Origin of the sequence: Petrotoga sp. 9PW.55.5.1, assembly GCF_003265365.1 — a bacterium.
Lineage (GTDB): Bacteria > Thermotogota > Thermotogae > Petrotogales > Petrotogaceae > Petrotoga.
The window spans coordinates 25,744-50,911 of sequence record NZ_AUPM01000056.1 but is presented as its reverse complement, the minus strand read 5'-3'; the positions used below and the strand labels follow the sequence as shown (position 1 = coordinate 50,911).

Here is a 25,168-nt window from a genome sequence, read left to right as displayed (position 1 = left end):
TCTTCTTTCCCTTTATTTAATCTTTTTTACCACAGCTTAACAACTATTTTTGCTATTTCTGAAGTGGGTATTATAATTGTTGCTGAATGATGTTTTAACTTTTTTATATTATTCATGTAATATAAATAAAATTTAACTAGTTAACTTCTTGAACTATTTGTTCTATAAACAATAAAATTAATAATTGCACTTGCAATAAGGATTATACCTAATATTCCATCTTGCCATATCGGATTTACTCCGGAGAGTTGCAATCCGTTATTTAAAAAAGTTATTAGTACTATTGCAATAACGGTTCCTATTATTGTACCTTGGCCACCAGTTATACTAGTACCTCCGAGTACAGCAATAGTTATCGCTCTTAAATTTAGGTTAGCACCTAAATCTGGACGAGCACTTCCTATTCTAGAAGTCATTGTTAATGCAGCTATACCGGCTAAAAACCCCCCTATAGTGTATGCTAATATTCTCACTTTATTATTAGGGAGCCCAGAAAATCTTGCAACTTTATCATTTAACCCAATTGCATACAAATGTTTTCCATAAATCGTTTTTGACAAAAGAAGATGAAGAATTATTACTATAGGAATAAAAATAATAAATATTTGAATTGGTATATTTAATATTTCATATTGTCCAATGAAAAAATAACTTTCTGGAAAATTAGAAACGGGCATAGCATTCCCATATTTATCCATAGATATAAGTAATGCTAAAGAATCATATATATACATTGTTGATAAAGTTACTAATAAAGGGGGGATTCTTATTAAAGATACCGCTATTCCATTAAATAACCCTGCCAATGTTGCCACGCCCACACCAATAATTGCAGCTATCCATATATTTAAACCAATATTTCCGGATAAAACCCCAATTGTCATCGCACTTAGACTTAAAATGGAACCTATTGATAAATCAATTCCACCTTTTCCTGATATTATTATTAAAGTTTCAGCTAAAGCAAGTAATCCTATTTCTACACCATATTTTGTTAAATTAACAATATTATAATAACTGAAAAAATCACTTGTGGTAAAAGTAAAATAAATAAATATTCCCATAAAAATCATCAATAAAATAAAATTTCTATCTCTAACTATAACTCCTATATTATTTTTCATTTGGTTTCACCTCTATTACTTAAAATATCCGCAATAACAGAAACTAATATCAATATTCCTAAGATCAAATTTTCTAATAATGCAGGTACATTCAACATAATTAAACCATTGCTAATTACGGCTATCATAGTAGCTCCTAAAAAACTACCAATTATTGTTCCTTTACCTCCGGTTATACTTGTCCCCCCCAAAACTACAGCAGCTATTACCTGCAGTTCATAACCAGTTCCTATATTTGCTTGAACTATACCCGTCCTACCAACAACTATAAATGCTGAGATTGCATACATAAAGCCTGCCAAAGTATATGTAAACAATAGAACATTGCTAGTATTTATACCAGATATTCTTAGAAATTCCGGGTTATTTCCATAAGCATAAATATACCTGGCGAAAGGTCTTTTGACGCTAAAATATGAGAAAAATATTACAAATATAATCATTAAAAATATTGGAAAGGGAAAATCCCCTATAGTACCTGTTCCAAAAAATAAAGCCTCAGAAGGTATTCCTAGAATCCATCTTCCTCCAGAAATAAAAAAAATCATAGTTCTCCATAAACTCATAGTTCCTAAAGTTACAATTATAGGAGAAATATGTATTTTGCTAATTAAAATACCATTAAGTAAACCCAATAAAGTACCAACAAGAGCTCCTAAAATTAAAGATACAATTGGGTTAATCCCAGAAGTTGCTAATTTTGCCATTGTTAAGGCACTTAAACCAAAAATTGAACCCGCCGAAACATCAATTCCACCAGTAATAATAATAAAAGTCATACCTATAGCACTAATTGCAACACTAGAAACTTGCATAAAAATATTTTTTATATTCTCTAGTCGAAGAAAAGATTTTGAATATAAGCTGATAAAAAAAGTTAGTAATAATATAGTACATAAAATAATAAATTCTCGAGTTTTTATAATTCTTTTTATTTTTATCATTATTATTTCACCTCTCCACCTATGTATTTTCACCAATTCCAGCTTTGATCAAATTTTTTTCGTTTATTTCTTCTTTTTCAAATACACCGGTGACCTCTCCTTCATGCATTACGATTACTCTATCACTTAATTTCAAAATTTCAGGTAATTCTGAAGATACGACAATTATTGGCATACCTTGGAGCGATAAATTAATAATTAAATCGTGAATCTCCGCTTTAACTGCAACATCTACACCTCTAGTTGGTTCATCAAGAATCAAAATTCTCGGATTTACAGCTAACCACTTAGAAAGTAATACCTTTTGTTGATTACCTCCGCTTAAATTTTTTACCTTTGTAAAAACAGAGGGAGCTTTTATTTCTAATAATTTTAAGTAATTATTGGCTAAATTAAAGCTACTTTCTTCGTCTATAAAACCAAAACTTTTTTTGAAACGATCTAATATGCTTATTCTAATATTTTCTATAATACTGAAATTCAAGAAAAGTCCTTGAGAGCTTCTATCTTCAGGTAAATAAGCTATTCCCATCTTAACTGCATGTTCTGGGTCAAGTATTTCTGTAGGTTTATTTTGAAAAAAGAGCTCTCCTTCTTCTGGATGGATAATTCCAAAAATTGCCTGCATTAATTCACTTCTACCCGCTCCAACTAAACCAGAAAAGCCTAATATTTCACCTTCTTTTAAGTCGAAAGTTATATTTTTGAATAATTTCTCTTTACTATAATTTTTTACTTCTAAAACGGTCCTCCCTATAGATTTTTCTTTTTTCTTCTTTTCCAAAATATGTTTGCCAGCCATTAATTCTATAATTTTATCTCTATTTATTTCTCTCTGTAAAAAAGTCCCTTTTACTTCCCCGTCTCTCATAATAGTTATTCTATCTGCGATAACTTCTAACTCTTCCAACCTATGACTAATATAAATAATTCCTAAACCCTGGTTTTTTAAATCTATAATTATATTAAAAAGTCTAGAAGTTTCTTGCTCAGTAAGTATAGCAGTAGGTTCATCGAAAATTATTATTTTTGCAGTAAACAAAAGTGCCTTTGCTATTAATACTAATTGCTGAAAAGCTGTTGACAACTCTTCCATAGGATAGTCTAATATGTTTTCTTTTATTCCCACTCTTCTTAAAAGTTCTAAAGCTCTTCTTTTTTCAATTTTCCAATTTATTGAACCATCAACATTTCTTAACTCTTTACCAATAAAAAGATTTTCTACTACACTAAGTTGGGGATAAATCATTGGTTCTTGATAAACAGCATTTATCCCATTTTCTAATCCATCCCTAGGAGAATTTAAAACAATTTCCTTTCCTTCTAATATTATTTTTCCAGAATCCATTTTAGTAGCTCCTGTAAGACATTTTATTAATGTAGATTTCCCAGCTCCATTTTCTCCAACTAAAGCATGACATTCCCTTCTTTCTAAAGAAAATTCAATACCTTTTAAGGCCTTAACTCCTCCATAACTTTTTTTGATATTTTTCATTTCTAGTAATGCCAAGATTATTCCTCCCTTTTTCATTAATGGGGAGCCTGTGCTCCCCATTAATTATTTCTAGAAATCATAATTATCTATATTTTCTGGAGTAAAAACCAATGGAGGTCCCAATACCAATTCTTTTGTATCAGGATAATAAATCGGTTTAGTAGAAATACCTGGTACGTTAATAGGTTGATTTTCAGGTAAAGTATTTCCATCCAATAAATATTTTGCTGCCCACACAGTTAAATAGCCTAATTCAACAGGATCCCATAATATAAATTCAGGAACTATACCTTCTTTCATATATTCTCTGAACATACTTGGAGTTGTGATACCAGTTGCATAGACTTCTCCTGTCTTTCCAGCAACCTTTATTGCTTGAGCCAATCCTGGGCCAGAAGTTGAATTCATACCTACCAAAACTTCAACATCAGGAAAAGCTTGCATTATACTTAACCCAACATCCATAGCCCTTTGTACATCTTCACCAGCGTATCTAATAGTTACTAATTCTATATTTGGATATTCGGCTAATCTTTCTTGTAAATATGAAATCCATGTATTTAAATTCCAAGCTGTTGGACCTCCAGAAACTATTGCAAATTTTCCCTCACCTTCTAAAATTTTTGCGACTGTATCCATCACTTGATAACCAATTTCTTTTGGTCTAGCCTGATTTATAAACAAGTCCCTTGCGTCCTGATTCGCATCAGTATCACTTGTCATTGTTAGAATTCCATTTGTCATTGATTTTTTCAAAACAGGAGATATTGCAGCAGGATCATTAGGAGCTACAGCTATAGCATCAACTCCTCTTGTTATAAAATTGTCAACCATCTGTATTTGTTCAGCAACGCTATCCGTTGTTGATCCGCTATAGATAAAATTAACTCCTAAATCTTTTGCAGCCTGTTCTCCACCTTTCTCCATGGCATTAAAATATGGAATTCCCACAAGTTTTGGAATAAAAACGATATCATATTGAGCTAATCCCATGGAAACTAAAATGACAAAAAGAAATATAAAAGTAACTTTTTTCATAATTTAATAACCTCCTTTTTTAGTTTTGATTTTCCTACTTTCCCCTTTCCTTCACTATTTTCCAATACTCATCACTCTCCTTTATGTGTTTTATCGGATCTTCAGGTAATCCTTTTTCTTTTCTCACCTCCCTTAGAATTTCTCTTACATCTGTTTCATAAGCTGATTTTAGAATTTCTTCTGCTTTTATTACATCATGTTCTTCTTGTGCCTTATTTAATTTCCCAAAATCAACTAATAAAGATTTTATGTATGTTATTTGTAGATTGTTTATAGATTGAATCACTGCTGGAATTTTTGGTTTTACGTTATGACTTTGATCTAAAACTAAACTTATTTCTTTATTTTCTAAAGAGAGATCAAAATTTTTGTTTAACTCAACAAATATTAAAAATAATTCATATGGATTGAGAGAACCAACGGTTAAATCATCATCAGCGTATTTTCGTGAGTTGAAATGAAATCCACCTAATTTCCTTTTGAAAGACATTAACGAAACAATATATTCTATGTTTGTTCCTTGTGGATGATGTCCTAAATCTACTAAGACTTTGACTTTTTCTCCTAATTCTTTAGACAACATATAGGAAGTTCCCCAATCACATAAAAGAGTTGAATAAAATGCAGGTTCAAAAAACTTGTATTCAAGAAGCATCGTCATATCATCATCTAATTCTTTGGTGATTTGCCTTAAAGAGTCCTCTAGTAATTCAAAAGAACGCTTAAAATCTATTTGTCCAGGGTAATTAGAACCATCTGGTATCCACATAGAGAGTACTTTTGAGTTTACTTGTCTCATAATTTCTATACATTCAAAGGTTTGATCTATAGCCTTTTCCCGTATTTTTATATTTGAATTACTTAAAGAACCATATAAATAATCTTCATCTTCAAAATAGTTGGGATTAACTGCCCCTATTTTTAAGCCTTTATTTTCTGCATACTCTTTTAAAGCCTTATAATCGTCAACTTTATCCCAAGGAATGTGAATAGCTACAGCAGATACAGCATCAGTTACTTTATTCACTAAGGCAGCATCGTCTATTTTTTCATATACATTTCGTGCTTCCCCAGGGATATGAAATGAATGAAACCTTGTACCTGACCTAGCAAATCCCCATGATGGAACTTCAACTTTAAAATTTTTAACTTTTTCTTTTATTTGTTCTAAATTCACGAAGTATTCCTCCTAATTTTTCTTATTAACAAACTCTTTAAACGCTTTTATTTTATCTACAGGTATTTCATTTAGATTTCCATGCAGTTTTGAGATAAAAGAAACTTGTGCCAAGAATTCCAAAGTTTCTAATTTCATGTAAGCATCACTCATATCTTTTCCAACAACAGTTACACCATGATTCTGAAGAACAAAGACTTTTGAACCTTTTTCTAATCCCTTTTCAAAAGCGTCTGCAAAGTCTTGGGTTCCAGGCATTTGATATTCTATATAAGTTATTGGATCCAAAACTAAAGCTGATTCTGGAAGGGCATAAATAGGTAGTTCGTTAAACGTTATGGCAAATGAAGTTGAATACGGGGGGTGAGCGTGAATAATAGCTTTAACATCAGAAACTTTTTCATATATCTTTAAATGCATTTTTCTTTCTGAAGAGGGTTCCTTTTCTCCTTCTATTTTATTGCCATTTTTGTCAATGGTAATAATATCCTTTTCTGTCAAAAAATGTTTTATCGTAGTTGTTGGAGTTATATATATTTCGTCCCCATTTTTGATGCTCATATTTCCCCCTGTTCCGTCAGTTAATTTCCTATCCCATACTAGTTTTGCAAACTCTGCTACTTCTTTTTTTAATTGATTTGATTCCATTTTTATCCTCCTAACTTTTTATTATATTTTTGTAACATATGATCATAATATGATATTATTATGATATAATTTCAACATAGTATATCAATTTTAAGATAAAATACAAAACATAGATAATCAAAGTATTTTCTGTTTAATTGAAAATAATCTCTAATAATTATCTCTAAATAGATTTTTTGCATGATTTTGATTTTTTAATGTTCTTTTAACTCAATATTATTATAAACAGCACGGAGAGTGATTTCTATGACAAAAGTTATGAGACAAGATAGAATTTTAGAAATTTTAGAAAAAGAAAATTCTGCAAATCTGGAAGATTTAGCTCAAGAATTAAATGTATCTATGGTAACTCTTCGAAGAGATGTTTCAGAATTATATAAAAGAGGATTAATTGAGAAATTTTACGGTGGTATAAAAAAAAGGAATCAATTTGCCGAAGCTAGGTTTTTTGAGAGAGTTAAAATCAATCAAAATAAAAAAGAAAAAATGGCTGAACTTACTCTTCAATTTATTAATAAAGATACGACTTTGTTTTTAGATGCAAGCAGTACTTGTTATATACTAGCTCAAAAAATTGCCCAAAATAAGGAATTTTTAAATATTGTAACTAATAACCTTTACACTGCTTTAGCTCTTTCAGAAAATCCCACTCACAACATTGTAGTGGCAGGGGGAACCCTGGATAATAAAAACGGAGTTACAATAGGAGTTATTCCAGAAAATCTGATGAAAGAAATGAGAGTAGAAAAAGCATTTTTTTCTTGTAGTGCATTTTCTTACGAAGAAGGGGCTTTTGAGAATCTTCCTCAAAGTGCAAGTATTAAAAAAATAGTTGGAAAGAATTGCAATGAAATTTTTATGCTTGTAGATAGCTCTAAATTTGATAAAAAAGCTATAATGAGAACTTTTGGAGTAGAAGAGATAGATAAATTAATTAGCGATAGCTATAATGCATGCCTAACAAAAATTTTCAATAAAAACTTTATTTATTGAAAAAGGGGCTAAAGTTAGCCCCTGAATTTTTTATAGTATCTATTTTTTACTGTAATGATCACGCATTTCTTTGTTTTCGGGTAAGGCAAGTATCTCATTCAAAACTTTTACAACTTGATCGTAAGACTTTGTTCTTGGGTCTCTTATTAAAAATTCTTCTAGTACTTTTCTATCTCCAGTTAAATAAGCCTCCAATGCCATTTCCATCCTATTTATTCTGGGGGCTAAGTACATCTTTTTAATCCTTTCTGGAAGTGGTGGATTTATTTCATAATGATGTATTCCATCTTTATCAGCATAAACTGGTATTTCTACAGCCACATCATCTGAAATCCCTGAGATTGTCCCATTATTTGGTAAATTTAATACTAAATCAACTTTTTCGCCGTTTAATAGAGCATTTGCTAGCAAAATATGTTGCTCACCACTTTTTCTTTGAGGATCTAAAAGATTGTATATTTCCTGTGTTAGTTCGGCTTTTACTTCATTCTTGGTTTGAGAGATTATCTCATCAAGTGTATCTTTTGAAAATAATTTTGCGTTTGGATTTTTTTGGAAATAGTCTGCTACTTTTTGCATCGCCGTCGCAATTTCTGCTTGTCTATCTTGATACCATTTCCATCCTAATTCTGAGTCTACTCCACCCCATGGTTCACCAAACCATTTTTTCTTCGTTTCTAAATCAAAATGATATTTCCAACTTCCATTCCTTACTGTGTCTCCTATAGGCATTTTACCATAGAATTCATACATATCTTTTGCTACAAGCGATATTTGGTCATCAAATGGATCAGTTGGTTTGAAATTGCCAACTTCTTTTTCTAACAGTTCATCAATCAATGGGGATGCATCCTTGCCTTGGTATATAAATTTGGTTAACCAAATTCCATGGTTCACTCCAGCAACTTCCCATTCAACTTTATTAGGGTCTAATCCCAATTTTTCAATTATATGATCAACCCCATGATGACCATGGCAGATACCAACCATATTGATTGGAACGGTTCTTGTTATTAGATTGGTTAATTCAAAAACAGGGTTAGCGGCTTGCAAAAGCCATGCTTTTGGAGAGAGCTTTTCTATTTTTTTTGCAACATCATGCATAAATTTTATTTGATTGTAATTTGTAATGGTATAGTAATCAGAAACCATGTTAAACTCTTGTGAGTCTATCCCTCTGTAATAACCATACTTTTCAGATATTTGTCTTACTTTTTCAAAATAACTGTGACCACCAACTAATGCTGTGTTCACTACAAAACTTGCATCTCTTATTGCATCATCAACATTGGTAGTAGTTTCGAATTTAATATCTGCACCAAGTCCTTCCGCAAACTTTTTAGCAAGTGCGTGAACTGCCATTAACCTATTCTCGTCTATATCCATCAAGGTAACAGAACTTCCTGATAAACCTTTTGTTTTACATAAGTCACCAACTAATCTTAATGAAAACGCCGCACTTCCTGCTCCTATAATTCCTACTTTAACTGCTGTCATATAATTCTTTTTCCTCCTTAGATATTTGCTTTTCTTACTTAAACTAAGAATGTTTAAACTAGTAACTCATCAAATTTCTCAAATTGTTACTCAATTCTTTTAGTGTTACTTCTGGATTTTTATTAGATGCCAATACTTGATGTACTGCAACTTGAATTTCATACGATATCTCAGTATAAAGGGGAGACACAGGCCTTGGTTCAGCTGCTAAGTAAACCTCATACATTTCTTCAAAGAAAGGAAATGCTTCTAAAGTTCTTGGATCTAAATATGCGGATTTCCGAGCTGGTGTTGTTCCATCATTTATAGATTTATATACTTGTTGTTCTTTACTTGTTAAAAATCTTATAAGTTTCTTCGCAGCATCAATTTGCTCATCACTTGCATTCCCATTTATAGCCAAACTCCACCCACCTAATGTTGAGGAAGACCTTCCATCTGGTTCTGGCCCTTTAGGGATAGTTGTTACTCCTATCTTTCCTTGAACAGGTGAATTTTCATCGTTCGCTAATATCCAAGCATAAGACCAATTTCTCATAAAAACAGCGTCTCCATTCTGAAATATTCTCCTTGCTTCCTCTTCCATATGAGTTATAACTCCGCGAGGAGAAATTCCATCATCTATTAATTTTTTCATAAAGGTTATTGCTGCAACATTTTTATTAAAATATTGTGGATCATCAACAACAACTGTTTCACCGTCAATTAGTTCTCCTCCAAAACTTCTTACAAATTCAAAAACATCACATACCAATCCTTCGTATCTGGCACCTTGCCATACAAAGCCGTGAATTCCTTCTTTTGATGAAATATCTTTTGCTGTTTGGTATAATTCATCCCATGTTTCTGGTACATCATATCCATATTTATCTAGCAAATCCTTTCTATAGTACAACATACCAGCATCAATAACCCATGGTACTCCAACAATTTTATCTCCTACTTTTACGGAGCTAGAACTTCCTTCAAAAAAGTCCTCAAATTCAAAGTATTCATAATCCTTAGACAAATCTACTAAAAATGGTTCAAATTCAGCAGGCCAAATGCAATCAATAGAAAAAACAACCGGATCAGGATTTCCTGAAGCTAAATAAGTTGCTAACAAATCATGTTGAGTTGTTGAACTCTCCGGTAAATGCATAACTTCCACCTGAATATTTGGATACTCCTTACTAAAAAGTTCTAGTTGTTCATACAAAACCTCCATAACCTTTCCTGTAGTTCCCATAGCCATAGTGATTTTTACTGAAAAACCACTAACAAAAAACATACACACAAAAACAACTACTAAAAATTTCCTCATGTTTTTCTCCTCCCTTTCAAGTTGATTTTCTAACTACCAAACGTGGTGGTAGGAAAATTTGCTCTAATTTATCTTCATTTTCTACTTCTAGTTTTTTATCTTCTATTTTTTTCGTAAGGATATCAATAGATTTTGAACCAATTTCCATTGTAGGTTGAGCCACACTTGTTAAGGGTGGATTTGTTAGGTTACATAAAATGGTATTATCAAATCCAACTATTGAAACATTTTTTGGAACTTTAAGATCATTTTTTTGCAAGAGATTCATTATTTTTGTTGCCATAATATCATTGATTGTATAGATCGCTGTGATAGATTTTTTTTGTATTTTATTTAATAGCCTTTCTTCTTGCTTTTTTGAGTCGTTTTCAGTTAACTTTAGCATATCTTCTGGCGTTGCTAAATGATTATCATCAGTAAAATCAATGCTGTTCATTTTTATTTCTTCATAAAAACCTTTAAACTTTTTATCTTTTAAATATCCAACGTATCCTATATTTACGTGTCCTTTGTTTATTAAATACTTTGCCACTATCTTTCCCGCCAAATAATGATCAACTGAAACAAAGTCAAACCCATCAAGATCTTGTGCGCATATTACTACAGGTAATATTTTTCGAATTTCTTTAATATGATCTATATTTGTTAAATCTGTAGGATTAATAATCAAACCGTCTACTCTTCTACTTAACAACATCTGTATTTGCTCTTTTTCTTTTTGTAAACTTCCGTTAGTTATCGCCAAAACAATATTGTATTGAAGTCTGTTGGCTTCTTCTTCGAGAGATTCTAAAATCTCTGGGAAATACGGATTAGAAATTTCAGGAAGCACTACTCCTATTAAATAACTTTTATTATTAACCAAACTTCTTGCGATTCTATTAGGTTGGTAATTATATTTTCTAATGTATTCTAAAACTTTCTTTCTAATCTCCGGATTGACATTTGGATTGTTATTAATAACTCTTGAAACAGTTGCTTGAGAAACTCCCGCTAATTTAGCAATTTCTTTCATAGTTTTCATTTTTAATCTTCCTTTTTTGTTGTGCATTCGCTTTATAGAATTATTAATTATAATTATGATTGTTATTATATGAATACGTATTCTTATTATAACCTCTTGAATTATTTTTAGCAAATCCGATTAATATCGATTAAAGATAATTAAAAGAGATTAAAGCCGATTATAAGCTTAATACTCAATTTTTCATTCAAATTATTAAATTTTTCTTTTCTTAAAGAAAAAAGAGGCTAAAAAGCCTCTTTTCCCTTGATTTTATGTCCTAATCATTTTATGTTTTAAATAACATTGCTCTCTAAAAGCTGCGATTTCTGCTTCAAGATTAGTATTGGCTGAATCACCGAAAAAGGCATGAATCATTGGAATTACTTTAGACGGATCCTCTTTTGATACTTTTTCAGCTATAGCATCCATCTTCGCCATTGCAACACCTTCCTGCATGCATGTAAATGGCCCCACATGAAATATACCAGATACTTGTCTTTTTTCGTTCGTTAATTCACCATTTAAAAATTTGAGAAATATACCAATAACCAAAGGAGATTCACCTATTATATCCCCGTGATATTTTCGGTTTTTTTGCATGTCATTGATTATTTTATGAGGTTTGGGTAAAACTTCATGATCTTTCGAATAACTTCCAAATATCTTCTCAAATCGCCAATCGGTGAAAGCCATATAATTATCAACAAACTTATACAAAAATTTCGGGTTTCTTCTTTCGTTTATGTATATTACATATTCTAACCATTCTACAATGGTTCCTCTGATTATTTCTAGCCTTTCTTCTTCTAACCTTTGAATTACATAATCAGTATAAGGATCATGTTGTCTAGAATATATCTCTCCAATGTAGAGTACTAGAGGTAACGAATGTTCATTTGCTTGAGGCGCTAAATCTATAAATGTTCGAGTTGCACTTTTAACCCACTTTTTCAAATTTTTTATAGCCCCACCTTTTTGAATTAACAACTGCTGTAAATCTTTCCATAACTCGTCTGTTGTTTTGTCAAATTTTGAAAAATCATCACAGTAAGGTCTAAATCTTCTTATTAGATCATCTGTTAAATCTGCCATTTTAATTGCCCGAAATACATTAATTAAAGCATCAGCTTTCTGATACAAAGTTTTAAATTGTTCTGGTGCATCTATTTGAAGGTACCCTGTATCAACTGATGGACTAATAATCGGGATATTATCCATTCCTTCTTTATGCAAAAATATCTTCAATACCTCTCCATACTTTCCAAATCTACATGGACCTGATGTTGTAGGCAGGAAGATTACAATATTATCATTTATCCACTTTTTACCTTTTTCTTTAGCAATTTCTTCCAACGTTGCCATAGCATCTCCTACGACCCCTCGTAAAGGAAAACAAACTTCAGTTGTTATGAACCTGTCAGCCGCTTCTGTAGCTTTTACTGTTGCAGTTGGCAAAACCCTTGCCTCTATTCCATAATGCTTTAATATAGCTTTTCCTAAGTTACTGGCTTCACCCATATAAGGGATAAGCCATATTCTTTGACCCAATTTTAATTTATCCTTATGACCATCAGGAAATAATACAAAATCTTTCAATTGTAAATCAGTTCTTGGGTTACTTTTTTTGACTACACGTTCGTGTGCTTCTGCTCTTGTAACAAAAGGGGCGTTGTTAGTCTGAGCATCAGTAACCAAATGTAAAAATGGTTTGTCTACCCTCTTGAATATTTCGTCTTCATGGTAAAATTTCACAGAATCTGGTCCACATGCGAAATTCATTTGTCTTATTGGAAATAATTTGGGATGTTGAGCAACAAAGATAGACGCTTGAAGAATATGAGAGTTTTGATACCAATATTCGTTGTAAGAAAGTTGATCGATAGGTATATCTTTGTAATATTCTTCTAAAAATGTTTGTGGAATGTAGTTCATACCTCTTTGTTTTGCAAACATTGATCCAGATTGAGAAGATGCCTGAGGATCAAGAATAACATAATCTCTTCCTAATCCAACATAGCCTTCTTCATCAATTTTTTCTAATTTTTCTAAAAACCTTTTGCCTTGTTTAGAAAGATCGCTCTTGAACTCTTGAACTTTTTCATCTGCATATTCAATAGCTTTCAAAACGTCCTCTTTAGAAATATCGTATCCAATCCTTTTTAGCTCTTCATATATCGCTTTAGCAGATCTTTCTTTATCTTTCCAATAAAGAATAGGTAAAATCTCTCGTTTTTCATCAAGATTTAATATGTCTTGAAGCAGATACCCTTCTGCTTCTGTATATATACAAAACTTTCTCATGGGTTTTTTATCTCTAACTTCTTCTATTACTGAAGGATTGAAGAGATGGTTGATTCTTTTGTCTTTTGATAGTAAATCTGCATGTCCAACAACAAGTTTCATCGCGATACAAAACTCAGTTGGGGCTATATTTATCCCTCTTTGGGCGATTTCTTCATCTGAAACGGGTGAAATTACTGGAAGGAAACCTAGTTTATTTAACAACGCTCCAGACCAAATACCTATTTCTCCTAACGTTACACCAGACCTATGAATGCCTACAGTTATCTTGTCATTATTATCCAAGTTGTCTAATTCCTGATATTTTATTCCTTCAAAATGTTTTTCAAATAAACGGTGGTAAATATCAACATAATCGACTTTTACTTTTCCTGTGCCTTCACTGTTGCCTCTCGGACAAAATCCGCCTGTTATAACTTCTTCGTTTGATATATTAAATATTTTTAATTTGCAATCTCTGGTTTTGCATGATAATTTTCCAAAATATTCTGAACACAGCATTTCTTTCTTTTCAAATTCCATATCTACTACTTCAAAACCTCTAAACGCGGATCGTACTTCTTTTCCTTCTTTTCTTAATTTTAGAATCTCTTCGCTTAAGAAAAGTCCTGCACCCCATGCCCCGAAAAGTTCCCTGTGAGGATAAGCGTATATATCTTTTTCAGTAACCTGTGCCATTGCTGCTAGAAAGGCTTTCCCCAACGCCGGCCCACCTTGACAAGAACATTTGTTTTGAACATGTTGTGGCCCTCCGACAAATTTATTGAAATAACTCGCAGCAGTTGATCTTATAATTGCCGCGGCAATTTCTTCTTTGGAAAAACCTTCGGATATTAGTCTATTCTCCTCCATCTCCATAAATACGCCACATGTGGAATCAATTATAGGAACCTTCTCTGCTTTCAATGCAGCTTCTTGTAAAGTTGTTTTTACATCCAAATCCAATATCTGCGCCATATTTTCCAACGTTTGTCCTGCCCCTGCTTGACATGAATAATTCATTCTAGCCTCTCTAATTTCATCTGTTGCTTTATTATCTATGAGTTTGAAAGAAGTAAACTTCATATCCTGACCACCGATTTCAAAAATCGTGTCGATCTCGTTATCATGAAATTTAATACCTTTGGCATGACAGGTAACTTCATCTACCGCTCCATCCAAAACAACATATCCTTCTTCTTCTAAACGTTTCTTTTTATTTTGACTTATCAAAATTCTTTCATACAACTTTCTGGCAGACCCAGTTGTACAAACTCCTATGACGTTGTAATACTCAGATTTTTTTGCAAGATGTCTGAATACTTCTTTCAATGCTCCTTCAGGGTCACCATGCGTGCTGATGTATATTTTATCTAAAAGCTTTCCCGTATCAACATCTACAATGGCTGCTTTGGTTGTTGTAGAACCACCATCAACACCGATAGTTACATCTTTTACTTTATCAGATTCCAGCTTAGGAATTTCACTTTCAAATGCATGAACCTTATCAATAAACGTGTAAAGAGGTTTTTCGAACGGACGTTTGCTTTTTGAAAAATTAGAAATCTTTGATAATTGATCAAAATCTATTACAAACTCATTTTTCTTTTCTAAAGCCTCTAAAGCTATGCCAATTGCTGCAACTGCTTTATGATATTTTGGTCGCTTTACTTTTAAACTTGACAATTTGTTGAAATTTTTTAATATATAATCGCTCGTGAATACTCCGCCTGTAGCAATAGAGAGTAAAGAAGGATCTAACTCGCGTGATCCTACAACATCATTTTTATAATTTCTAGCAACAGTTGAATACAATTTAGCAACTAAGAATGGCCTTTCAGCACCTTCATTCTGTTCATGAATTAAGTCTGATTGTATGACTACTCCGCATCTTGCGTTGAACCCTTGAATATCGGTGAATTTCTTAACTTCTTCTTCTGCCTGTTGATAAAGTTCGTTCATTAGTTGAATTTTCTTTTGATAATTCTGATTTTTGAAAAAGATTGAATCATTCTTTAAAAACAATCTCTTTAATTGTTTTTCAATTAATATCCCTGAACCCCCACCACATTTACTATTAGCTGATAACTCTAAAAGGTTCACTTTTTCATCTAAATGACCCAGACGGAAAAAATAAGAATCTTTTGCTCCTATGTGAAAGACATAAGAAGCATTCGGCTCAAGAAAAAAAGCCCCTTTTGGGATACTTACACTTTCATAATCAAACAACAATGAGGGGAAAACTTTATTGAAATATTGGGCACCTATTCCCGTGAAAGCTGTAGATATTATCTTTCCTTCAATCTTTGTGTTGATTAACTTCCAAATTTCCGGCAATCTTTTTAAAGGGATTCCAAAATGTGGAATTCCTTCTTTTACATATTTAAGGTTACCCTCATTGTCTATAACTGCAGCATTGATACTTGATGAGCCAATATCAAAACCTACGTAATACATATATAATACCACCTCATCAAATCAATTATTTTTGTTTTATTTATTACTATGATATATTAATTTTCTTTTAAAAACAAATAAAATAAATATTTTTAACATTTTTTCTTCAGAAAATTCTCCAACCTTTTCTATTTTCAAAGTGGAATAATGAATTTTTAAATTTTTTGATAGAATATAGAAATTTCATTATTTTCAATTCTTTTATCAAAAGATAGGTAGTTAGTAACAGTGGAAAAATGTAGATATTAAATAAAAAACCCCCAAAAGGGGGTTTTATAATTCTACTCTTTTTAAAGATATTTCATAATTTCTTTCGTATCTTGATATAATTTTTTGTAAAGTTCAAAGTATTTATCATAAATTTTTTTTGTTTTCTGGTTTTGGTTTGATATCTTCTTTATATTCCACCCATTTTTTTATATCTTCAGAATATTTAAACACTCCTGTTCCTAAACCTGCCAAAAAAGCATCTCCTAGTGGAGCTTCAACTTCTTGTTTTGTTCTTCTCATCTTATATCCTGTCACATCAGCAAAAATTTGTGCCCATATATCGCTTTTTGCAGCTCCACCCACAAGATAACATTCATCATTCAACTTCATTCCAGTTCTTTCAGCTTCTTCTATATTGTGTCTCAAAGAATAAGCCACCGCCTCCATAAATGCTTTGTAGATATGACTTTTTTTATGATACAAACTGAGTCCTATTATTGTTCCCTTAGCTTTGGAATCCCATATCGGAGATCTTTCTCCCATAAAATACGGGAGTACTATCAGACCTTCACTTCCTGCATCAATGTTTTTAGCTTCCAACTCTAAAAGAGTGTAAGCAGATACTCCCCTTTTGCTTTCAAATTCCTTCTCGTACTCTCCAAATTCTTCTCTAAACCATTTTAAAATAGCGCCCGAGGTTGCTCCTCCTCCAAATGTATAAATTTTTGATAAATCATCTACAACATATGGATAACTTATTAATTCGGGTGTTAAATATTTACCATCATGTATGTTTCCCCAACAGGTTGAGGTCCCCACCATAGCAACATGTTCTCCTTCAAAAACTGAACCTGCACTCAACTGGGCAACAGGAGCATCAATACCTCCAGCTATAATCGGAGTCCCTTCATAAAGGCCTGTTATTTCTGCGTATTCCTTTTGTAACTTTCCTACAATATCAGATGATCTTACTATATTTTCTGGAAGTTTATCTATGTCAATACCTAAAATCTCACTCATTTCTTTAGACCAGCATTTCTTATTAATATCAAAAATACCTCCAATATTTCCTGCAGAAGAGTAATCTATAGCATTTACACTTGTTAGTTTGTATATTACATAATCTTTTGGTGTTACAAATTTATACGTTTTCTCCCAAATATCCGGTTCATTATTTTTTATCCACATTATTTTAGTAAATCCAAAGTAACTGTCTACATAGTTTCCTGTTATTTTAAAAATGGTTTCTTTAGAGACATTCTTTTTAACCCAATCTGTTTCATTTGTAGCCCTTCTATCCATCCAAATCAAGCATGGTCTTAATGGTTTAAAATTCTTGTCAACAGGTATACCAGAGCCACCATATAGTCCACTTATTGCAATACCAGCAATTTCTTTTGAATATATTTTTGATTTATCAACAACTTCTTTCAAAGTGCTTAATACAGCGTTAAACCATACATCTGGCCATTGCTCTGCCCAGTTAGGATGTGGAGTTAAAACAGAATACTCTTTTGAAGACTCCGCTAATACATTCCCTTTTTCATCAGTTATTACTGCTTTAGTGCTCTGAGTTCCTATATCTACCCCTATTAAATACATATCGATCGCTCCTATGAAAGATATTCCCTTTATCAATCCAAAATCTGATAATCAATACCCTTAATCTTGCAAAAATGTACTAATTCATCAACATAATCTCCATAAACTCCATGTGTATGGTTACATGGATAATATTCTAAAAATGTTTCCATATCTGTGTCTAACTTTACATAAGCATGCGGCCATTCAATTTGAACTTGCTCACTGAGTCTTTTCTTTTCTTCATCACTCAATTCTACAAATTCCGCTGGGACTATCGTCATTACATAATTTCCATCTTGCCTTGCCAATCTAGCAAGAGTTACCCTTCCTGGTGCAGCAAAATGTTTGACTGCCCCACCACCAGCAGGAAAATAAAAGTCTTCCGGATGTATAATTACGTTTTTTAAATTTTCTTCAGCTTTAATAGACTTTCCAGCAAAATATGTTGCGTGCTGTCCAGAATTTGCTAAATCAAGTAAATTTTCTTCCTTAAAGTAATGTCTAACATCCGCGAATAATACTGGAGTCTGAGCTATATATTTGAATATCTCCATAGTTAATGCCCCGTCCATATCCGTTTCCGTAGCAGCAACTATTGGTTCTTTAGGTCCATCAAAATCGTAAGGATCGTTTAGAAAGGCTTCTGCTATATCCATCGTTGCGTAATTGTTTGTCATTTCTGGTTGACCTTTGAAGCCGACAAAGTCAAGTTCTTCTTCTTTAATTATTTCTAATGCAGCATAATACAAACCTATCTGTTTTTCTAAAATCGCAGGAGTTAGCCTTTTACCATCATATTGTACATTTGACAACTTTTCAAGCCATTCTCTGGCTTTCTTTTTCTTTTCGTCAGGTACTTTCTCGGCTTTTAAAACAAGTGCATATTGATCTATTTGTTCAACATCTATACCAAATTCTTTCATCCATTGATCTCCATTTGCAGATGCTGTATACATACCCATAGGCCTTCCCCCAAACATACCATATCTTTCACCTTTTAACCTATGAGCTGCACTTGCTGCACGAACGAATTTCAATAATTTCTCTATTACTTTGGAATCTTCAGGTTCTCCCCACACTCTTTCAGGGAAAATTCCAATTTGTTCTAAAGCTCCGGCTGCTGCTAACAACCCCACCATTCCTGGATATTTTGGGTTTATCTGTCCATAAGTCAAATAAGGTCCCGGTGCATAAAGAGAGGCTATCACACTTAAATGTGGCCAACACCATATAGAATAATTAAAAATCGTCATCTCAACTTCTGCTTTCATCATTTCTTTTCCAGCTTTTTTAGCTTTTGAAGGTTTATTGACTATGTCTGAAGCTCTAACAACTTCAATTTCTCCAGTATTTTCTAATGCTTTTGCTAACCTATCCTCGAATTTTTTGTTCATCTCCAAAGTTTCTTCATGAACAAAATCTCTCCCATCTGAAAATGTGATTAATCCGACTTTTCTTTTCTGCATGTTACTACCTCCAATAGAATTTTATAGTAAATATTATAAGATTTCTGAAGCCATTAATCTCTATAACTTAAAATCATCTTCAAATATTTCTAAATCATTTTGAGGAAAATATACTTTCAAATATTCTTCTGCTATATTCAAAGGTAAAGTAAGATCATGGACACCTAATTTCACTAATTCATTTGCAGTTTGAATATCTTTTATACTAGCACCTAACAAACGAAGTTCTGGTTTATGTTTACTACACATATTTACAATATCTAATAACTTTTTTTCAATGTCTATATTGCTTTTTTTCATCCTGTCATAATAAAATGCAATATAGTCAACCCCTGCACAAAGTGCCGTATATGCTTGCTGTAAGTTGTAAACTGCTGTGGCACAAACTTTAAACCCTAAGATCTTTAATGGTTTTATATAAAATGTTGCTAATAAAGGATCCCAGGGTAATTTAATTGTAAATTTTTTCGAGTCTATTTCTTTTTTTTCTAAAAGTTCCTCTAATCTTTTAAACCAATTATTGTTCTTCACACTTCCTTGAATAAAATGATTACCTGGATTATTTTGTAGATATATTATTGTATCAGTAAACCCCCAGGCATTTCTATCTCGCTTTATTATTGTAGGATTAGTTGTTAATCCACTAATAGGTGAATTTTTTAATAATAATACTGCTTTCTCTTCCAAGGAATCAATGTATATCAATAGATCACAACTCCCTTTTTAAGAATAATATTAGCATATAGCTCGGTTTCACTTGAAGCTATAACACAAAAAACGTTTTTAGCTCTTTCATAAAATTTAAACCTTTCCATTCTTTCTATTCTGTAGTCCTCTTCAGATTTTTTTAAAACATATTCATATTTTTCCCATATTTTTGGTTTCTCATTTAATCCATTGTCCATAAAAATTACGTTGCTTTCAACAAAAGTATCTAAAGGTAAAAACATTAAAACAGCATCTAATATTTCTGGAATTCCATGACCATCTAATCTAACAACTTGAATTCCACTGGAATGACAGGGATAATTACCGTCAGCTAATAAAATTTCATCACCATGCCCCATTTCTAAAAGAGCTTTCATTAATTGTGGAGAAATTACAGGAGGGATACCTTTAAGCATTTTTTCACCTCATAAAAGATTTTATTTTTTTCTTGTTCTCACCTGATCAATAGAAACAGTTATAATTAAAATAATACCAACTATTATTCTTTGCCAAAAGGGATTTATATTTAAAAGAACCGATCCATTGTATATTGTAGTCATCACCATCGCACCTAAAAATGCTCCTATAGCACTTCCTTGAGCACCCATTAAACTTGCTCCTCCTAATACTGCTGCAGCTATAGCATCTAATTCATAACCTGTTCCCGTACTTGGAACACCCATCCAAATTCTTGAAGTTTCAAGTATTCCAGAAAGTCCCCACAAAAAACCTGCTATCATATAAACACCTATAATAACCCACCTTATATTCACTCCAGATAACCTTGCAGCTTCGGGGTTACTTCCGACGGCATAAACGTATCTACCAAATGTGGTCCTTCTTAATAATATTTCCATAAAAACAATAACTAAAATCAAAAACCAAAAAAGATTTGGTATCCCCAAAAAAGTACCAGAAGAAAAATTCGCTATACTCCTTGGAAGGCCAAACACATTTCTTCCTCCAGAAATAAGCAAAGCTGCTCCTCTTGCGATACTCATCATTGCTAATGTGGCAATAAATGGTGGAACTCTAAACTGATGAACAAAAAACCCATTTACAAACCCTAAGCCTGTAGCTAATGCCAATACAAGTAAAATTGATATCCAAATAGATGATCCTCCAACCAAAAGTGTTGCGAATAGTATGTTAACAAGAGCTACTACTGAACCAATAGAAAGATCTATTCCAGCGGTAATAATAACCAACGTAACTCCTACTGCATTAACCCCTTGAATAGTGACTTGCCTTAAAATATTTTGAATATTTGGTAATGTGAAAAAATTCTCAGTTGCAATGGCTAAAAAAACCCACATAGCGATTAAAACTAACAAGATAACTGTTTGAGTGTTCCATATAAAAGATATTTTTTTCTTTGAAGAATTTATTAATTCTTTCTGACCTTTCATGATCCTACACCCACCTTACTATTTTTTGTTTTAATAGCTATTGAAAGTATACCTTCCTCGGAAAATTCTTCTCTTATTACTTCGCCCGCAATCGTTCCTTCTCTCATGATAAGTATTCTATCGCATATTGAAATTAATTCAGGTATATAAGATGAAATAAGCAATATCGCATTTCCATTTGAAGCTAATTCATTTATTAATTGATATATTTCCTCCTTAGCACCTACGTCTATCCCATTAGTAGGCTCATCTAAAATAAAAACTTGAGATTCACTTGCTAACCATTTAGAAAGTACAACCTTTTGTTGGTTCCCTCCGCTTAAATTCTCAACTTTTTGATAGATCGTAGGAGTTTTGATTGACAAAGACTTCACAAAACGGAACGTGTTTTCTTTCTCTTTTTTAGAATTAATAATCCCAAGTTTACTTATTCTCGAATATATAGGAAGATTAATATTATCTTTTACCGTTAGTTTTACTGCTAAACCTTGTTCTCTTCTATCCTCTGGAAGCAAGCCAATCCTTTTCTTTATTGCTTTATTAGGAGATAATTTAGCAATTTTTTGTCCTTTTATATATATATCTCCCTCTTCAATTGGATCAGCACCAAATAAAGCTCTTGCTAATTCAGTCCTTCCAGATCCTACCAAACCGTATAACCCAACTATTTCTCCTTTTCTTAAAGAAAAAGAGCATCCTTTTAACTTATCATTTTTTAAATTTTGCACTTTTAAAATCTCTTCGCCTATCTTTCTATTAATATAATGTTGTTTTTTTAATTCTCTACCAACCATCATGTTAACTAATTCATCTTCTGTGGTTTCCTTAATATTTTTACTACCAACAACTTTCCCATCCTTTAATACTGTAGCTGTATCACATAGTTCAAAAACTTCTTCTAAACGATGAGAAATATAAATGATTGTAATATTATTTTGTTTCAACTGTTTCACTACTCTGAATAATTCTTTTACTTCTCTTTCTGCCAAAATAGCTGTGGGTTCATCAAGTATCATTATTTTTGCATTTTTCATTAAAGCTTTTGCAATAGCTACCATTCCTTTTTGGGCGGGACTGATTTCAGATAACTTGCTTCTTGGACTAATAATTCCTTTATACCCTAAATTATCAAGTAATTCTTCAGCCTTTCTATACATTTCACTTTTATTTATAAATCCCAAATTTTTTATTTCGTTTCCCAAAAAAATATTTTCTTGAACTGATAAATGATTTGAAAGCATTAAGTCTTGATAAACAGCTGCTATCCCCAGCTTTTCGGAAAGCGTAGGATCCATTTTTGAATACTTTTTTCCGAAAACAATTATCTCTCCTTCGTCAGGTCTATATGCCCCCGTTAAAATTTTTATCAAAGTAGATTTTCCCGCACCATTTTCTCCAACTAATCCTCTAACTTCTCCTTGTTTTACTTCAAAACTAACGTTTTGTAAAGCAACAACACCAGGAAAAGTTTTTGTTATATTTCTCATTATTACGCTTTCATTTGAGTTTTTTTCACTCAAAAAAATCACCTCGCCCTTATTTTCAAAAAGGGGAGTTAAAACTCCCCTTTTGATGTTTTTAAGAACTTTTACCAATTTTTATAATATTCAAAAGGATTAATCGCAGCATCTGCTTCTCCACTAGCTAAACTTTCTTTGGTTATTACCAAAATACCTGTATCAACATTTTTAGCCAAAGGAACTCCATTTCTTGCCATCACAGCATAAGCGACACCTGCATAACCCATCACCCAAGGTTGTTGAACTAAAACAGCATCTAAATAATCATTTTCTAAGCCCCAAATTTCTTGTGCACTTGAATCAACAGCTACAGCTGCTAAATCTTTTCTTCCCAGCATATCCAAAGCTCTAACTAAGTCATCTCCAGTCATTTGATTATTAGCATATAAACCGTCCAAATCTGGATGAGCTGTCAATAAATCTATTGTGATATTTATTGTATTACCTACTTGACCCATCGCATCTCTAACCGCTACTACTTCTATATCAGGATAAGCTTCTTTGACTCTGTCCAAAAATCCAGACATTCGAGCTTCTAATGAGCCAACTCCACTCATATAAGTAATCGCAGCAACTTTACCTGACGCAGATCCGTTTTTCTTTTCTAAGGCCTTTGCAAGTTCATCCGCTGATTTCTGGCCAATCACATAGTTGTCTGATCCAAGATAAGAAACATAATTATCCGTATTTGCCATAGAGTCAATAATAATAACAGGTATCCCACTTTCCATAGCCCTTTCGATCCCTGGAACTAAGGCATCTGCTACGGTTGGAGCCAATACAATTGCTGAAGGTTTAGTAATTATGGCAGTTTCTAATATTGAAACTTGTCTTGAAACTTCTGACTCAGAAGTTGCTTCCTGATGTATAAATTCCACACCAAAATGTTTCGCCGCTTTTTGAGCTCCATCTAAGACTATCTGCCAGAATTCATTTTCACTTGCTTTTACGATGAAAAAAATTGTCATGTCACTTGATTCAATAGCCTTAGGTGGGTTTGCTTTTGAAATATCAAAAAAGCTTGTTTGTGCAAAACCTACCAAAGAAAAACTCAAAAGAATCATAAAAGTCAATAAAACAGTTAAACTCTTTTTCATACCACGCACCTCCTAAGTTTTGATGAAATGAGAAACTTTTTTATTTAAATCTTGAATAGATTTCCTCTCAATTATTTCAGCTTTTAAAATTACTTTAGTAGGTTCAGAAAAATTATCGTTTATTTTCCCTAAAAGCATAGTTGAAGCAATCCTACCAATTTCAAAAACCGGCTGCTTAATACATGTAATAGGTGGTGAAATAATTTCATTTTCGGGCAAATCATCATATCCCATTATTGAAAGATCTTTAGGAATATTTATATTAAGTTTTCTGGAAGCACTTACTAACAATTTAGTTATTTTATTATTAGTAGCTATTATCGCTGTTGGTAAATTCTTTTTATCTAATAATTCTTTTAACTTGTTATATGTCATTTCTTCAGGATAGAGATCCCTTCCTATCCATTCTTCTTTGAAAGGTAAATTCAAAAGTTTACATCCTTCTATAAACCCTTTTAATCTTTCCTCGATAGTATAAATCCCACTTTTTGATAAAAAAATACCTATGTTTTCATGTCCTTTATTCTTTAAATAAATCAAAGCTTGTATTATACTATCTTTATTATCTATTGTTACAGAAGAAAACTGTGTTTCTTTAGGAAAAGTTCTATCATATAAAACAATGGGGATACCCAATTTATAAAATTTTCGATACAAATTTACGCTACTTTTGCCGTCTTTTTCCGAAACTGGCGAAGCTAGAATACCTTCTACACCATGTTCAACCATCCAATTAAGATATACTTTTTCTTTTTCCACATTTTCATCTGAATTACTCAGTAAAAACTTATATCCTCTTGAAAATAAAACATTGTCTACTCCTGTAAGAAAATCCAAAAAAAATGGATTCCTTATATCGGAAACTATTACTCCAATTGTTTTAGATTTGGAAGTTTTCAAAGAAATTGCTGCAGAATTTTTTAAGTATCCTAATTCCTCTGCTTTTATTTGAATTTCTTTTCTTAATTGATCGCTAACACCAGGTTTTCCTGATAATGCTCTTGACACCGTAGCTACTGAAACTCCAGCTCTCTCTGCTATATCTTTAATTGTTATTTTTTTTGTCATAATATCAGCACGCCTTTCATTAAAAAATCATTCCTTTTTCAAATCTTAAAACTCTCAACTAGTCCTTTTTTTTGACCCTTATTATCAAGTTTCGCAAAGTAATATTTCAGTAATCGTTTACGTTTCTATTTCTTATTATACATG

The 25,168-nt window shown here is 32.2% G+C and carries 18 protein-coding genes and 1 pseudogene; 1 reads left to right on the top strand and 18 read right to left on the bottom strand.

The annotated features are described in order from the left end of the window. Nucleotides 1–140 precede the first annotated feature (140 nt). Genes PW5551_RS08305 through PW5551_RS08280 form a run of 6 tightly spaced genes read right to left on the bottom strand, consistent with a single transcriptional unit; the run spans nucleotide 141 to nucleotide 6,426 of the window. Nucleotides 141–1,124, bottom strand: a complete 984-nt coding sequence (locus PW5551_RS08305) for an ABC transporter permease (protein WP_113075314.1) — start codon at nucleotides 1,122–1,124, stop codon at nucleotides 141–143. Beyond that, nucleotides 1,121–2,068, bottom strand: a complete 948-nt coding sequence (locus tag PW5551_RS08300; protein WP_113075313.1) for an ABC transporter permease — start codon at nucleotides 2,066–2,068, stop codon at nucleotides 1,121–1,123. Before PW5551_RS08300 ends, PW5551_RS08305 begins: the two co-directional genes overlap by 4 nt. A gap of 19 nt (nucleotides 2,069–2,087) precedes the next feature. Continuing rightward, the gene (locus PW5551_RS08295) at nucleotides 2,088–3,578 is read right to left on the bottom strand and encodes a sugar ABC transporter ATP-binding protein (protein ID WP_158526171.1); all 1,491 of its coding nucleotides are present in this window, start codon (nucleotides 3,576–3,578) and stop codon (nucleotides 2,088–2,090) included. 54 nt (nucleotides 3,579–3,632) lie between these two features. Then, nucleotides 3,633–4,601 carry an autoinducer 2 ABC transporter substrate-binding protein gene (locus tag PW5551_RS08290; protein WP_113075311.1) on the bottom strand — a complete coding sequence of 323 codons (969 nt, stop codon included), beginning with the start codon at nucleotides 4,599–4,601 and terminating at the stop codon, nucleotides 3,633–3,635. A 34-nt stretch (nucleotides 4,602–4,635) separates the two neighbouring features. Then, nucleotides 4,636–5,778: an L-rhamnose isomerase gene (gene rhaI, locus PW5551_RS08285; protein ID WP_113075310.1), complete on the bottom strand. Its 1,143-nt coding sequence runs from the start codon at nucleotides 5,776–5,778 to the stop codon at nucleotides 4,636–4,638. A gap of 12 nt (nucleotides 5,779–5,790) precedes the next feature. Then, nucleotides 5,791–6,426, bottom strand: coding sequence for a class II aldolase/adducin family protein (locus PW5551_RS08280; protein WP_113075309.1), 636 nt, complete (start codon nucleotides 6,424–6,426; stop codon nucleotides 5,791–5,793). 246 nt (nucleotides 6,427–6,672) lie between these two features. Between PW5551_RS08280 and PW5551_RS08275 the strand changes: the two genes are divergently transcribed. After that, a complete protein-coding gene (locus PW5551_RS08275) occupies nucleotides 6,673–7,419 on the top strand; it encodes a DeoR/GlpR family DNA-binding transcription regulator (protein WP_113075308.1) in 747 nt (248 codons plus the stop codon). A gap of 39 nt (nucleotides 7,420–7,458) precedes the next feature. Here PW5551_RS08275 and aglA read toward each other — a convergent pair whose 3' ends face one another. The 12 genes and pseudogenes from aglA to PW5551_RS08215 all read right to left on the bottom strand — a co-directional run bounded on the left by aglA (nucleotide 7,459) and on the right by PW5551_RS08215 (nucleotide 25,024). After that, nucleotides 7,459–8,916: an alpha-glucosidase AglA gene (gene aglA / locus PW5551_RS08270; RefSeq protein WP_113075307.1), complete on the bottom strand. Its 1,458-nt coding sequence runs from the start codon at nucleotides 8,914–8,916 to the stop codon at nucleotides 7,459–7,461. A 58-nt stretch (nucleotides 8,917–8,974) separates the two neighbouring features. Beyond that, entirely contained in the window at nucleotides 8,975–10,219 is a 1,245-nt protein-coding gene (locus PW5551_RS08265; RefSeq protein ID WP_113075306.1) for an ABC transporter substrate-binding protein, read from the bottom strand. A gap of 16 nt (nucleotides 10,220–10,235) precedes the next feature. Continuing rightward, a complete protein-coding gene (locus PW5551_RS08260; protein ID WP_158526170.1) occupies nucleotides 10,236–11,243 on the bottom strand; it encodes a LacI family DNA-binding transcriptional regulator in 1,008 nt (335 codons plus the stop codon). 252 nt (nucleotides 11,244–11,495) lie between these two features. Then, nucleotides 11,496–15,962 carry an acyl-CoA dehydratase activase-related protein gene (locus PW5551_RS08255; RefSeq protein ID WP_113075304.1) on the bottom strand — a complete coding sequence of 1,489 codons (4,467 nt, stop codon included), beginning with the start codon at nucleotides 15,960–15,962 and terminating at the stop codon, nucleotides 11,496–11,498. Nucleotides 15,963–16,252: 290 nt separating this feature from the next. Then, nucleotides 16,253–17,774, bottom strand: a pseudogene (locus PW5551_RS08250) (FGGY-family carbohydrate kinase). Nucleotides 17,775–17,806: 32 nt separating this feature from the next. Continuing rightward, a complete protein-coding gene (locus PW5551_RS08245) occupies nucleotides 17,807–19,222 on the bottom strand; it encodes an L-fucose/L-arabinose isomerase family protein (protein WP_113075303.1) in 1,416 nt (471 codons plus the stop codon). 60 nt (nucleotides 19,223–19,282) lie between these two features. After that, nucleotides 19,283–19,927 (bottom strand): transaldolase family protein, encoded by a 645-nt coding sequence (locus PW5551_RS08240; protein ID WP_113075302.1) that lies wholly within the window; start codon nucleotides 19,925–19,927, stop codon nucleotides 19,283–19,285. Continuing rightward, nucleotides 19,924–20,346, bottom strand: a complete 423-nt coding sequence (locus PW5551_RS08235; protein ID WP_113075301.1) for an RbsD/FucU family protein — start codon at nucleotides 20,344–20,346, stop codon at nucleotides 19,924–19,926. Before PW5551_RS08235 ends, PW5551_RS08240 begins: the two co-directional genes overlap by 4 nt. 21 nt (nucleotides 20,347–20,367) lie before the next feature. Then, nucleotides 20,368–21,339, bottom strand: a complete 972-nt coding sequence (locus PW5551_RS08230; protein WP_113075300.1) for an ABC transporter permease — start codon at nucleotides 21,337–21,339, stop codon at nucleotides 20,368–20,370. Beyond that, entirely contained in the window at nucleotides 21,336–22,859 is a 1,524-nt protein-coding gene (locus tag PW5551_RS08225) for a sugar ABC transporter ATP-binding protein (protein WP_233488494.1), read from the bottom strand. The genes PW5551_RS08230 and PW5551_RS08225 overlap by 4 nt, the downstream gene beginning before the upstream one ends. 68 nt (nucleotides 22,860–22,927) lie before the next feature. After that, the gene (locus PW5551_RS08220; RefSeq protein ID WP_113075299.1) at nucleotides 22,928–23,956 is read right to left on the bottom strand and encodes an ABC transporter substrate-binding protein; all 1,029 of its coding nucleotides are present in this window, start codon (nucleotides 23,954–23,956) and stop codon (nucleotides 22,928–22,930) included. A gap of 12 nt (nucleotides 23,957–23,968) precedes the next feature. Further along, nucleotides 23,969–25,024, bottom strand: coding sequence for a LacI family DNA-binding transcriptional regulator (locus tag PW5551_RS08215; protein WP_113075298.1), 1,056 nt, complete (start codon nucleotides 25,022–25,024; stop codon nucleotides 23,969–23,971). Nucleotides 25,025–25,168 lie beyond the last annotated feature (144 nt).